The 12,890-nt window shown below is 37.9% G+C and carries 11 protein-coding genes and 1 pseudogene; 7 read left to right on the top strand and 5 right to left on the bottom strand.

Annotation, left to right across the window (positions count from 1 at the left end):
• Nucleotides 1-144: 144 nt before the first annotated feature.
• Nucleotides 145-1,188, bottom strand: coding sequence for a PTS sugar transporter subunit IIC (locus ACSBRB_RS05110; RefSeq protein WP_435031885.1), 1,044 nt, complete (start codon nt 1,186-1,188; stop codon nt 145-147).
• Between the two features lie 292 nt (nt 1,189-1,480).
• Here ACSBRB_RS05110 and ACSBRB_RS05105 point away from each other — a divergent pair, with 292 nt between their 5' ends.
• Nucleotides 1,481-3,073 (top strand): solute:sodium symporter family transporter, encoded by a 1,593-nt coding sequence (locus ACSBRB_RS05105; RefSeq protein WP_059107970.1) that lies wholly within the window; start codon nt 1,481-1,483, stop codon nt 3,071-3,073.
• A gap of 174 nt (nt 3,074-3,247) precedes the next feature.
• Nucleotides 3,248-3,505: a hypothetical protein gene (locus ACSBRB_RS05100; protein WP_150888111.1), complete on the top strand. Its 258-nt coding sequence runs from the start codon at nt 3,248-3,250 to the stop codon at nt 3,503-3,505.
• A gap of 46 nt (nt 3,506-3,551) precedes the next feature.
• On the opposite strand, the gene ACSBRB_RS05095 is transcribed toward ACSBRB_RS05100, so the two are convergent.
• The 3 genes from ACSBRB_RS05095 to ACSBRB_RS05085 form a co-directional block, all read right to left on the bottom strand.
• Nucleotides 3,552-3,740 carry a hypothetical protein gene (locus ACSBRB_RS05095; protein WP_059107968.1) on the bottom strand — a complete coding sequence of 63 codons (189 nt, stop codon included), beginning with the start codon at nt 3,738-3,740 and terminating at the stop codon, nt 3,552-3,554.
• 54 nt (nt 3,741-3,794) lie between these two features.
• Entirely contained in the window at nt 3,795-4,490 is a 696-nt protein-coding gene (locus tag ACSBRB_RS05090) for a hypothetical protein (protein WP_435031884.1), read from the bottom strand.
• A gap of 126 nt (nt 4,491-4,616) precedes the next feature.
• Nucleotides 4,617-5,984, bottom strand: a complete 1,368-nt coding sequence (locus ACSBRB_RS05085; RefSeq protein WP_107392957.1) for an amino acid permease — start codon at nt 5,982-5,984, stop codon at nt 4,617-4,619.
• Between the two features lie 267 nt (nt 5,985-6,251).
• On the opposite strand from ACSBRB_RS05085, the pseudogene ACSBRB_RS05080 reads away from it, so the two are divergent.
• Both ACSBRB_RS05080 and ACSBRB_RS05075 read left to right on the top strand, forming a co-directional pair.
• Nucleotides 6,252-6,954, top strand: a pseudogene (locus ACSBRB_RS05080) (SDR family NAD(P)-dependent oxidoreductase).
• Nucleotides 6,955-7,032: 78 nt separating this feature from the next.
• On the top strand, nt 7,033-7,881 hold the full coding sequence (locus ACSBRB_RS05075) for an alpha/beta fold hydrolase (RefSeq protein ID WP_150888117.1): 849 nt from the start codon (nt 7,033-7,035) through the stop codon (nt 7,879-7,881).
• A 119-nt stretch (nt 7,882-8,000) separates the two neighbouring features.
• On the opposite strand, the gene ACSBRB_RS05070 is transcribed toward ACSBRB_RS05075, so the two are convergent.
• A complete protein-coding gene (locus ACSBRB_RS05070; protein WP_435031883.1) occupies nt 8,001-8,876 on the bottom strand; it encodes a fructosamine kinase family protein in 876 nt (291 codons plus the stop codon).
• A gap of 369 nt (nt 8,877-9,245) precedes the next feature.
• Between ACSBRB_RS05070 and ACSBRB_RS05065 the strand changes: the two genes are divergently transcribed.
• The 3 genes from ACSBRB_RS05065 (at nt 9,246) to ACSBRB_RS05055 (ending at nt 12,551) form a co-directional block, all read left to right on the top strand.
• Complete coding sequence (locus tag ACSBRB_RS05065; RefSeq protein ID WP_435031882.1) at nt 9,246-10,316, top strand: quinone-dependent dihydroorotate dehydrogenase; 1,071 nt, start codon at nt 9,246-9,248, stop codon at nt 10,314-10,316.
• Nucleotides 10,317-10,382: 66 nt separating this feature from the next.
• Entirely contained in the window at nt 10,383-10,805 is a 423-nt protein-coding gene (locus tag ACSBRB_RS05060) for a universal stress protein (RefSeq protein ID WP_059107961.1), read from the top strand.
• Nucleotides 10,806-11,123: 318 nt separating this feature from the next.
• Nucleotides 11,124-12,551 (top strand): APC family permease, encoded by a 1,428-nt coding sequence (locus ACSBRB_RS05055; protein ID WP_150888121.1) that lies wholly within the window; start codon nt 11,124-11,126, stop codon nt 12,549-12,551.
• The last annotated feature ends 339 nt before the right edge of the window (nt 12,552-12,890 follow it).

Raw genomic sequence — 12,890 nt, 5'->3', positions numbered from 1 at the left:
AACTCAACTTTATAATTATACATTTCTGTATGTTATAAACGATAGCTTATTTTCTTCATATATGACATCACTTTTTGATGAAATAAATAAACATACCCGTACACCATCGTGTTGATGTGCGGGTATGTGAGTTTAGCCCATATCTTATGCTAAAAACTTAAAGATTTTATTATCGTATATTTTCAAGACGCGCATTAATAATGTATTCACGAGATAGCCTGTGATAAATGGTACGACAAAGAACGCGACGAAAATCAATAACAATGACATCCAGAATGAGGTATCCATAAAGCGAAACGCATTGATCGGTCCGACGAGCCCTATGATTCCAAATCCTGCAGATTCTTTCGTACCGATAATCCCTATCAAACTACCGAAAAAGCCAGTGACCGCTGCTGTGATCACTATCGGTAACAAAATAATCGGATAGCGTAACATGTTCGGCATCATCATTTTTACGCCACCTAAGAAGATGGTAATCGGTACGCCGATACGATTCACTGTCACAGTACCTGCAACGAGTACCGCTTCACAGGCCACAATCCCAAGTGACGCGGAACCTGCAGCGAGGCCCGCAATACCAATGGCGAGTGAAATCGCTACGGTTGATAACGGAGAAATAATAATCATGCTATAAACCATCGCTATAAGGATAGACATGAGGACCGGTTGTAATTCTGTAAACGAGTTGATCATATTGCCAATGCCAGTTGTAATTAGGCGCACGTAAGGTAATGTAAATACACCAATCAACCCTGAAACACCACCGATAATCGTTGGTAATACAATAATACTCATACTACCAAAACGATCTCCAGCTAATAAAATTAGCGCTACTGCAATACAGGCAGTCAACACAGTATTGATGATATCGCCGATACCTACAAGTTGCCAGGCGCCATCTTTAAATTGGGCTGCCCCACTCCCAACAAAGGCTGCACTGGTCACGACTGCCACTGCGAGTGGTGCTAAATTAAACTTATACGCGATCAATGCGCCGATCAATAGTGGCACAGTAAATTGAATCCCTTGTGTGACATATAACAAGGTCTGAAAAATTGAAAAGTGTGGGACTAATGCTTTAAATAATTCCCCTAATATCGCATTCGGTATCAAGCCTGCTACAATGGCAATAGCGATTCCCGATAGTACGTTGTTGATAAATTCTCTTGGACTGACTCTCTCCATAATTATTCCTCCTAAAAAAGTACAAAAGATAGTTATTAATATAGAACAAATTCGCAATTTTCTGAATATTTAAAGTTATATTTTTATGTTTTATTTTATACTTATTGAGGAAAGAATAAATATGTAATATAGCGTATTTCAATCAAAGCTTATTAAAATATAAAGAACTGATACTATCAATTTACACCGTAACTAAATGATACGGGGTTAGGAATGTGGACACATATCATCCTGACCTCCTTTTTTAGTCATTTGACGAGTCGTATTTTTAGTTAAAGGAGCGCGAAATACATTGATTTGGTTATCAATTTTTCTATTTTTATTTGTCGTCATAGGTGTATCCGTATATGCCTATATCCGTGCAAAACGTGTAAATACAGATAGTGCAAGTGGGTTCTTCATGGGAGGAAGGTCCCTCACAGGTTTCACCATAGCTTCAACAATCATCATGACAAACTTATCTACGGAACAAATCGTAGGACAAAACGGACAAAGTTATGTTGTTGGTATGGAAGTCATGGCGTGGGAAGTCACTGCAGCCATTGCAGTTGTCCTTCTCGCTTGGGTATTCTTACCTAAATATTTACGTTATGGTGTATCAACTGTATCAGAATTTCTAGAAATACGTTATGATACGTTTACTCAACGTATGATATCAATACTATTCATAGTAACTTATGTGATTTCATTCTTACCTGTTGTACTTTACTCAGGTTCACTCGTTTTTAATAAAATGTTCCACATAGGTGAATATTTAAATGTCAGTGACAAAACAGCTGTCATCATCATCGCTGGTGTCATTGGTATCTTTGGTATTATTTACTTGTACATAGGCGGATTATCATTAAGTGCCTACAGTGATACGTTATATGGTATCGCGTTAATTGTGGGAGGACTTGCGATCACCTTACTCGGACTTGGTCATCTCGGTGATGGTCACGTTTTACAAGGGATTGACCACGTCGTCCAAAATACACCTGAGAAGTTAAATGCATTCGGTAAAATAGATTCTGATGTTGTACCATGGCCAACACTATTTTTCGGTATGCTATTCAATAACTTATTCTTCTGGTGTGCGAACCAAATGATTGTGCAAAAAGCACTCGCTGCTAAAAACTTAAAAGAATCACAAAAAGGTGCCATTTATCTAAGTTTATTCAAAGTCTTTGGCCCAATTTTCACAGTTATCCCTGGTATCATCGCATTCAATATGTTTGGTGGCAACCTCAGCAACTCTGATAATGCTTTCCCAACCCTATTGAACGAAGTATTACCTGGATGGGCTTACGGCTTATTTGGCGCAGTCATCTTTGGTGCGATCTTAAGTTCATTTGTAGGTTCATTAAACAGTACAACAACACTCTTTACGATGGACTTATACAAACCATTATTTGCGAAAAATAGAAGTGATAAACACATCGCAATTGTAGGGCATATTGCTACTGTAGTAATTGGTGTGATTGTTGTTTGTCTTGCACCTGTCATTTCACTTTTCCCAAGTGGTCTTTACGCAGTCGTACAAGAATTTAATGGCTTGTACAGTATTCCACTCATCGTATTGATACTTGTTGGTTTCTTTGCAAAACGCACATCAAGTTTAGGTGCAAAAGTAACGTTAGTCGCACATATCGTGCTATACATCTTACTTAACATCTTCTTACCAGATGTTCATTACCTATACTTCTTCAGTGTGTTATTCTTTGTCGACTTAGCGATCATCTTACTTTTCAACCATTTCAAACCTTCCAATACGTTCGATATCCACTCCAACTACGCTAAAGTGGATATGACACCTTGGAAATATCGCTATGTCACAGGTATTATTGTGTTAATCTTAGTCGTTATTTGCTATATCATCTTCTCACCGATCGGTATCGCAAAATAACAATATATATGCACGCTTGTTCAGTGACCTCGGGGGTTATTGAGCAGGCGTGCTTTTTATATGGAATCAATTATTAAATATAAATTTTTTGTTAATTTTAATAGGAATTACATATTTATAAATCATTTAATGTTAAGCTATAGTTAAACAATCAAATTCAAAATGGAGGCGCTTATGAATTTTTTAGTTACGCAGACAACATTTTCTTTTTCCACGATGATTGTCACCGTGCTGAATATATTATTGTTCGTTCTCGCAATCTATCTCATTTATCGTGCCATTAAACACTTTAATACAGTCGAACGTATCGATAAACATCTAGCTCAACTCATTAAAATACAGCAACGTGAAAACAACGAGCACCAGGGACAAGAAAGGATGCAACAAGAGACAAGTACAACGAAGACCAATCGGCGCAAAAATGAATCGTAATATGCATGGCTATCATAGCTTCATTTTCAGCATAAAAAGAGAGACCTTATTTCAGGTCTCCCTTTTTATTTGATTGATTATCTTTTAAAACAAACATGTTGAGAAATAATAACAGCAGCGGTGGAAAGATAAAAAATAATGAAAATAACCCAATCACAAACGGTAATGTGAGACAAGCTAACACGATACCAAATGTAGATAGTAAAATGTAGTTATTATTTTTTGAGCGAATCAACCACAATGCCTCCTCTTTCTATAGCGGATACAACGTTTTAGTCACGTTGCATTGTTACTGTTCATTGTCTCCTTGTTGTTTAGAAAAGAATTCATCGATTTTATTTTTAATTTCGCCGAGTTTGCTATTCACATCTTCTAAGATTTGGTCCATCTTAGAATCATCATTATTTTCTTTAGCTTCATCGGCTTGATTGAGCTTATTCACTGCATCTTGATATTCTTCAGCAATATTTTGTGCATAATCAGAGTTAACTTGGTTTTTCAAATGATCGACTTCGCCTTGTACTTGACTGATCAGTTGTTCACTATTGTCCTGATTATCTTTGATACTCGCTTTAGCTTCATCAATTTTCTCTTGAATTACGCCTTCTTTTTCTTTAATCAAATCATCTGACATCGCTTGTTGCTGATTATTTTGTTGTTGCGTATCATTTTTCTGTTGTTGATTTGCCGCTTCATTCGTATTTGAAGGCTCATCGTTCATACACGACTTCAGCCCAAAAATCAGTGCGATAACAAATAATATTAAAGCTAAAATGCCAAGGAAGTTTTTCCAATTTCTATTTCTTCTATTCTCCTCTTCTAACATGCGCATGTGTTCTCTTTCATGTGCACGTATTTCATCGTATCTCATGTAGTCATTGTCATGTCGATACGCTTCATCATATTCATATGCATCGTCACGATGTCGTTCACTTCTACGTAAAGGCGGACGATGCGGTCGTGACCTTTTATCATGTTCTGTCATTTCATCTCTCCTCTTTCTCAGTGACATTTTTCTAGATCATACCATTTTATTAACATTCGCCATAGCACCACTGCGTATTTAGAATACATTTTCCAAAGCACTCAGTAATAAGAACTATCTTAGCCGTTAAGACTGCGCTTCTTTTTGTAAATGTTTGTTATATGAACGATACATGAGTAATAAGATAACTAACCATACAGGTGCGAAAATGACGCCGATACGTGTTGAAGGACTATATAACAACACGAGGAAAATAAAGACAAAGAACGCAATGATCGCAACTGAGACCGCACGGCCACCTGGTAGTTTAAATTGACTTTGTTCGTGTAAATCTTTGTGATGTTTTGTATAACGATAGTACGCGATAACTATGAGTGTCCATAAGCAAATGTTTAATACCGTAGAAACGGTTGAAATATAGACGAATACACGTGTCGCATCCGGAATAATGTAATTTAATAATACCGCAAATAATAATAGTCCAGAAGACGCGAGTAATGCGTTAAGTGGCACACCACGGCGGTTCGTTAATTTGAATAATGGTGGCGCTTGTTGACGGTCTGCAAGCCCATATAGCGTACGACTATTTGAGAAGATACCACTATTACAAGCTGATGCTGCCGCTGTTAAGACAACAAAGTTGATAATGCCCGCAGCAAACGGGATACCTACTAATGCAAATAATCTTACGAACGGACTTTCATCTGGATCTAATTGATGCCAAGGAATTATTGAAATCATCACCGCAATGGCACCTACATAAAACACAAGAATTCTAAATGGTAAATTGTTGATCGCTTGTGGAATCGTTTTTCTTGGATTTTTTGTTTCCCCAGCGGTAATCCCTATCAGTTCAATCCCTATGAATGAGAAGATCGCCATTTGGAATGACATCAAGAATCCTGAAATACCATTTGGGAATAAACCACCGTGACTATAAATATGTTTGACAGAGGCTGTACCATACGGTGTTTTAAACGCCATCGCAATAAGCACAATACCGACAACGATAAGTGCAACAATTGTCGCGATTTTGATGATTGCAAACCAGAATTCTAACTCACCAAATATTTTCGTACTCAATAAATTAAGTGACATGAGCAATAACACACAGGCAAGTGAAGACAGCCAGTTTGGTATATTCGGGAACCAGAATGACACGTACTTCGCTACCGCTGTGACTTCCGCCATCCCTGAGATAATCCATGTGAGCCAGTATGTCCAACCTGTGAAGAATCCAGCAAATGGTCCCACATATTCATTAGTAATATCGGCAAAGGAGTTAAACTTTAAATTTGATAGCAACATTTCTCCCATTGCACGCATAAATAAAAACATGACTAAACCGACAATAATATATGTAAGTAATATAGACGGACCAGCAAGATGAATGGTTTGTCCAGCACCTAAAAAGAGTCCAGTCCCGATTGCACCACCGAGGGCAATCAATTGGACATGTCTATTACTTAACTCACGTTTTAAATCATTAGCCATAAAACGTCCCCCTTAAATCTAACTTCTTTAACTTATTATTAAGTATACCCATTCCTTCATATATGTAATAATATACTATTATCCTACTAAATATTCTATATTTTTCGAAAAATAATTGTGAAAATTTTGATATTAATACAGGGTTATCCAATATCTTATATATGTGCTATCAATATGGTACGCATCTCCTTAAGCATATTCATCGATAAAACGGGTAAATATAATCAAATCTTTAGTTTGAGTTTTACATTTTAAGGAGGAAGACAAATGAGAGTCGCACTCATCACTGGGGGCAACAAAGGATTAGGTTATGAAACCGCTCGCCAGCTCAAAGAACAAGGATATAAAGTTTATATCGGTTCACGAGATACAGCACGTGGGGCACAGGCTGCTGAAGCGCTTGATGTCACTTCTATTCAACTCGACGTCACCGATGAAGACTCCATTAAACAAGCAGCAGAGGCCATACAGGCAGAAGAAGGTCGTTTAGATATTTTAATTAATAATGCAGGAATTTCTGGAAGTATGAAACCACCTGAAGCGATTACTGCTGAGGTTATGCAGCAAGTGTATGACACGAATGTATTCGGTATCGTGAGAATGATGCATCATTTTTGTCCCATTATTAGAACAATCCTCACAACCTGTTGTCGTGAACGTCAGTAGCGGACTTGGCTCATTTGGCATGGTAACAAACCCTGATACGGAAGAATATCAAGTTAATTCACTCGCCTACTGTTCTTCTAAATCAGCTGTGACAATGTTGACCGTTCAATACGCGAAACGTTTAACACACATGCAAATCAATGCGGCTGATCCAGGTTCAACTAATACAGATTTAGTAGGTGATTTCAGCAACCAAGCTAAACCAGCAACTGAAGGCGTGGTGCCGATTGTTAAGCTTGCCACTATTGATAAAGAAGGGCCAACTGGTACATTTATCAACGCTGATGGTCCAATGCCTTGGTAATAATAATAACGCAGTTTAGAGACAGTTTTGGTGCATACATTGATATGTATAAACAAGAACATAAGGAGGTCCTTGTGAATGGAAAGTATTGAATTACAAGGTGCTAATGTCAAATATCATAAAATAGGTGAAGGTCCGATTTTAATCTGCATTCCTGGCGCGAATGGTACGGGCGATATTTTCATGCCACTCGCTCAACAACTTGCTGATCAGTTTACTATCATAGCAGTAGATCGTCGTGGCTATGGCGAAAGTGAATTAACTACGCCGTTACCTGATTCTGTATCCGACCCACATGATGCTTACCGAGTTAAACGTGATGCAAAAGATATCGCTGAAATTGCACAAGCTGAAAGTGATCAACCGGTTTACGTTTTAGGTTCTAGTTCTGGTGCTATCGTTGCGATGCATGTACTTAAAGACTATCCAGAAGTGGTTAAACGCATTGTCTTTCACGAACCGCCTATCAATACATTTTTACCTGATCAAGCTTACTGGGCTGATAAAAATAATGAAATCGTTGATATTGCACTCAATGACAGCATGCCAGCAGCAATGGAAGTCTTCGGTAAGACCTTAAATATTGCTGAAATTGATAAAGAAGCCATGTCCAATCCATCAAATATGGGCGAAGGTGTCGAAGCTGAAAAACGTTTAAATGAAATGCTCAATTGGTTTAAATACGAAATCAGACAATATACAACGTCTGATATTACAATTGATGACTTCAATCCTTATTTAGAGCGTATCACTTTACTCAACGGTACGGATTCACGTGGTTCATTCCCACAAAGTGTAAATGCGTATATTTCAGACCAAACAGGGTTAACAATTACTGACATTCCAGGCGGTCATTTAGGTTACGTTCAAAAACCTGAAGGCTTCGCACATGTATTAGCAGATGTACTGAATAAGGCTGACAATTAATTTCTTCACTATATGAATATAAAAAAAGTGGGATGACGAAATCAATGTGAATGATTTGATTTCGCTCCCACTTTTTTTGTCTAAAATGTAGTTTTTGAGTGACAATGTCCACGAAAACATCACAATGATGATTCATTCGCTTGTGTTAAAATGCGGTCCATCGCACGATCGACTTGACGTGCATAGATACTACCAAATTTTAATAAATGGAACATAAGTAAGTATAATCGATAGAATTCTAATCTTAATGAAGCTCCATTAGCTAATGGATATTGGCGGTCATATTCATCATAAAAGTCTTGGTTGAACGCGCCAAATCCAAGGGTGACACCTATATCAAATTCACGATCACCATAAAATGGCGCTGGATCAAACAATGCAGGACTCCCATCAGTTAAGAACATATGATTGCCGCCCCACATATCTCCATGGACTAATGATGGTTTACTTTCATGTTCAGCTAAAGCTTTTACCATGACTTCACGTACCGCATCGTATTGTCGTGCGTCTTCAGTTGTCCATAATCCCTGCTCAACAATCCCATCACGTAAGACATCCATGCGTTGATTAATAAAGAGTTGTGACCAGGAGTCAGTCCAATCATTATCAAAGTTTATATCTTTCCCACTATGTGGATAGTCAAAACCGAACTGTCCATCAGGTTGTTTCATTTGATGTAAACGTGCCATTAATTTAGCTAAATCACGTTGGTCTCCGCGTCCACCTTCTTCAAGATAAGTGATTAATAAGTACGCATCGCCATCAATCTGACCATTAGCAATGACTCGTGGCGCCAGAATATCTGCTTCTTCAAATGCGTTTAATCCTGCTTGTTCTGCTGCATAAAAATCTGCCTCTTGATTGCGTTGTACAAGTAGAAAATATGGCTCATCATCGGTGATCACTTTGAACGCTTCATTGACATCGCCCCCACTGGCCGGGCGAATGTCTTTGATGTGATCGACCGGGAGTTCTTCTTTCCATTGATCTTTCATTCTTATCACTCCTATGAACGATGTTGCTTATATTATTGCCGATTTCGCTCACCCTTAATCAATATATTTCCAAGGAAATTTGTGTCACTTATTTAAATTTGCAGGGATACATCTATGAAAGTATTTCTGAAAATGATAATCTATTAGTGATAATATGAAATAAATAATGAATCATACGAGATTCAATATGCATAAGCAATTGCTATCAAACTCACGTGATTTCTCACGTTTCATTTTCCTAAAATGAACAAGAAGTCCCGTGCAAAAGGACGATGTAGATCAGTGATATACCGCTTCATTGTCGTAGCTTCATACTGCTACACCGTCTACGTTAACCTAATAAACTATTTATAAATGGAGCGACAAACTATGTATAAATTAATTAAACCTTTGTTATTTCAAATGGATGCAGAAGAAGCACACGGTAAAACCATCGATGCTTTGAAAATCTGCCAAAAATATCCTTTATCACTCTCTATGGTGTGCCGGATATTCACTTATGAAAACCCTGTGTTGAGTCAACGTATCCACGGCATCACGTTTAACAATCCAGTGGGCCTTGCTGCTGGATTCGACAAATCATGTGAAGTACCTAAAGCGCTTGAAATGGCTGGCTTTGGTTCACTTGAATTAGGAGGCATCACACCGCTACCACAACCTGGGAACGTTAAACCGCGTATGTATCGACTACCAGAAGATGATGCGATTATTAACCGCATGGGCTTTAACAATATCGGTATGAATAAAGCACTCAGCAATTTACGCAAATTTAGCTATAATTTACCCGTCGGCATTAATGTCGGTGTGAACAAAATCACTTCCTATGACGAACGCTACACAGACTATATTAAAGTCATCGATACATTTAAACACGATGCAGCATTCTTTACCATTAACATCAGTTCACCGAATACCGCTAATTTGCAGAACTTCCACAATAAAGATGAATTTGCGTCATTAAGCCAAGCGATTGAAGACTACAAATCACAACACAACTTGAATACACCTATTTTCATAAAATTAACGTCTGATATTGAGCTTGAAGACTTTAAACAAATTTTAGAGCCGATTACACAGACGTTTGACGGCCTTATTTTAGCGAACACAACGCAAAAACGTGAAAATTTAAATTCTCCAAATCGCGAACAAAGTGGCGGCTTAAGTGGTCGCCCGTTATTCGAACGTAATCTAGAACTTGTGAAATGGGCTTACCAACAAACAAAAGGCAAAATGTTAATCATAGCCACTGGTGGTATCTTCACGACAGACGATGTCATCGCAATGATGCGTAACGGTGCCTCACTCGTGCAAATTTATAGTGCGTTGATTTATCAAGGCCCTGGTTTAACAAAATCACTTAATAAAGGGTTAGCTCAATACCTAAAAGAAAATGGCTACGAACATATCTCTGACATCATCGGCTTAGACGCGATTCAATAATTAATAAGTTAAATTATCATTACTCGCAATATTTTAGGATATAATAAGAGTGAAGAGGTGATTAATATGTATAATAATATTTTACTTGCATATGATTTTGATAATTCATTTCATAACGTGCCAAAAGAACTTGCCAATTTAACTGCGAATAACACGCAAGCGACTGTCACAATACTCAATGTCATTCCTGAAATCGATTTACAAAAATCTGTGCGTTATGATAACAAACACTACGAAGAACTCGTTGAAGAAAAAGCTGACCAACTTCGCCCCTTTGTTAAAGAGCTTGAAGATATTGGTTTAGAAGTGAACATCCGCTTCACTGCTGGTTCTATCAAGCAAGGTATCTTAAAAGAAATTGAAGATAATGGTTATGATATTATCGTCATGAGTAATAAACGTCCTAAACCAGGATTGAAAGATGTGTTAGGCAATGTCACACATAAAATCGCAAACGCCGCACCAATCCCAGTATTGATCATCAAATAACGCAGCTTTACATGAAATTTATAGAAAGTGACGTCTGCACAAAATAACGAAAAAATGAAGGCTTTTGTCCCTCGAAAAATGAAAAATAAGAAGCGAGATTGACATGATATCCTACGTCGATCTCGCTTTTTTGTATGCGTGCTTTTTCTTTAATTCAATTCTAGCACGCTTTGTACACATTATATTCAAAAAGTTACAAAATTTTATATTAATTTTTAGAATTATCTAACTATTACACCTCGTTATGTGGTATGATAATTTTTATCTAATGATACAACATATTATAAAAGTTGTATCCAAAATTTGGAGTGATGATTAATGAGTAACTTTTTCCAAAAGATCTTACGAAGGGAAGATCCCCGTGTTTATCAAGATAAAGATTCACATTTAATGCGTACATTGCGCGTACGTGATGTGATGGCACTCGGTATAGGGACAATTGTTTCAACATCTATCTTTACATTACCTGGTATCGTTGCCGCGACACATACAGGGCCTGCCGTCGCACTGTCGTTCTTATTCGCTGCGATCGTCGCAGGGCTCGTGTCATTTGCCTATGCTGAAATGGCGTCTGCTATGCCATTTGCGGGTTCAGCTTATTCCTGGATCAACGTTGTCTTCGGTGAGCTTTTCGGGTGGGTAGCCGGTTGGGCTCTCCTCGCTGAATACTTTATCGCAACCGCCTTTGTAGCGTCAGGATTCTCTGCTAACCTACGTGGGTTAATTTCACCTTTAGGCATCAAACTGCCGGACGCATTATCCAATACATTCGGCAATCAAGGTGGCATCATCGATATCGTTGCTGCTATCGTTATCTTACTTACAGCTCTATTATTATCCTTTGGCTTATCAGAAGCAGCACGTATTGAAAATATCTTAGTTGTCTTGAAAGTGTTAGCAATCGGTTTATTTATTGTCGTAGGGCTTACAGTGATTAAACTCGACAACTACGTTCCATTTATTCCTGAATATAAAATGACAGACGCAGGTGCATTTGGTGGTTGGCAAGGTATTTATGCTGGGGTCTCTATGATTTTCTTGGCTTATATCGGTTTTGACTCTATTGCAGCGAATTCAGCAGAAGCAATTAATCCTCAACGCACGATGCCACGTGGTATCCTCGGTTCACTGCTCGTAGCGGTCGTATTATTCGTAGCGGTCGCCCTTGTACTCGTTGGTATGTTCCACTACTCTGAATATGCGAATAACGCAGAGCCAGTAGGATGGGCTTTACGTGAAAGCGGATTTGGTGTCGTAGCAGTGATTGTACAAGCCATTTCAGTGATCGGTATGTTTACAGCGTTAATCGGTATGATGCTCGCAGGTTCACGTTTACTTTATTCATTCGGCCGTGATGGTTTGTTACCTTCTTGGTTAGGAAAATTAAACGACAAACACTTACCAAACCGTGCATTAGTGACGATTACAACAATCGCAGTGATTATTGGGTCAATGTTCCCATTTGAATTCTTAGCACAATTAATTTCAGCAGGTACGTTAATCGCCTTTATGTTCGTATCGATTGGTGTGTTAGCATTACGTCGTCGTGAAGGTAAAGACATTCCAGTACCAGCATTTAAAATGCCACTCTTCCCAGTGTTACCAATCCTTGGATTTATCAGTGTAATCTTTGTATTCTGGGGATTAAGTACAGAAGCTAAAATCTATACTGCTTTTTGGTTCTTATTCGGTTTAATCATTTACTTTGTATATGGATTACACCATTCTAAGAAACATTTGCGATAATGAATAAAAAGAGACCAAACATGAGTTGTTTTAACTCGCGTTTGGTCTCTTTAATATGTCTTTATTGTTTAGTGACTGAACGAGTGAGGTATCTCTTTAATGATTTCTGTTGTTCTTGGCATTTTCCTTTAAAAAATTTGCTACTAGGAGCGCTGCAATAATTATTAAAATGATACTAATCAACGCGATGATATAGCCATTTGGACTGGCAGAACTTATGTAAAGTATTAAGCCAATCAATAGTAAAACAAGCATCGTAGTCAATGTAATTGAAACATTCGACTTCATTAAATCCTCCCCTTTTTTAAAACAACTTAACCTTAAATAATTTTAATTTTT

The sequence above is a fragment of the Staphylococcus auricularis genome (genome assembly GCF_051172115.1).
GTDB classification, from domain to species: Bacteria; Bacillota; Bacilli; order Staphylococcales; family Staphylococcaceae; genus Staphylococcus; species Staphylococcus auricularis_A.
The sequence above is the reverse complement of the archived record's forward strand: the minus strand, read 5'-3'. Positions and strand labels throughout refer to the sequence as shown.

Excerpts from the sequence above, each read along its gene's own strand:
- ACSBRB_RS05110 (WP_435031885.1), bottom strand. The coding sequence starts at position 1,188 with ATGGAGAGAGTCAGTCCAAGAGAATTTATCAACAACGTACTATCGGGA.
- ACSBRB_RS05100 (WP_150888111.1), top strand. The coding sequence starts at position 3,248 with ATGAATTTTTTAGTTACGCAGACAACATTTTCTTTTTCCACGATGATT.
- ACSBRB_RS05090 (WP_435031884.1), bottom strand. The coding sequence starts at position 4,490 with ATGACAGAACATGATAAAAGGTCACGACCGCATCGTCCGCCTTTACGT.
- ACSBRB_RS05085 (WP_107392957.1), bottom strand. The coding sequence starts at position 5,984 with ATGGCTAATGATTTAAAACGTGAGTTAAGTAATAGACATGTCCAATTG.
- ACSBRB_RS05075 (WP_150888117.1), top strand. The coding sequence starts at position 7,033 with ATGGAAAGTATTGAATTACAAGGTGCTAATGTCAAATATCATAAAATA.
- ACSBRB_RS05070 (WP_435031883.1), bottom strand. The coding sequence starts at position 8,876 with ATGAAAGATCAATGGAAAGAAGAACTCCCGGTCGATCACATCAAAGAC.
- ACSBRB_RS05065 (WP_435031882.1), top strand. The coding sequence starts at position 9,246 with ATGTATAAATTAATTAAACCTTTGTTATTTCAAATGGATGCAGAAGAA.
- ACSBRB_RS05060 (WP_059107961.1), top strand. The coding sequence starts at position 10,383 with ATGTATAATAATATTTTACTTGCATATGATTTTGATAATTCATTTCAT.
- ACSBRB_RS05055 (WP_150888121.1), top strand. The coding sequence starts at position 11,124 with ATGAGTAACTTTTTCCAAAAGATCTTACGAAGGGAAGATCCCCGTGTT.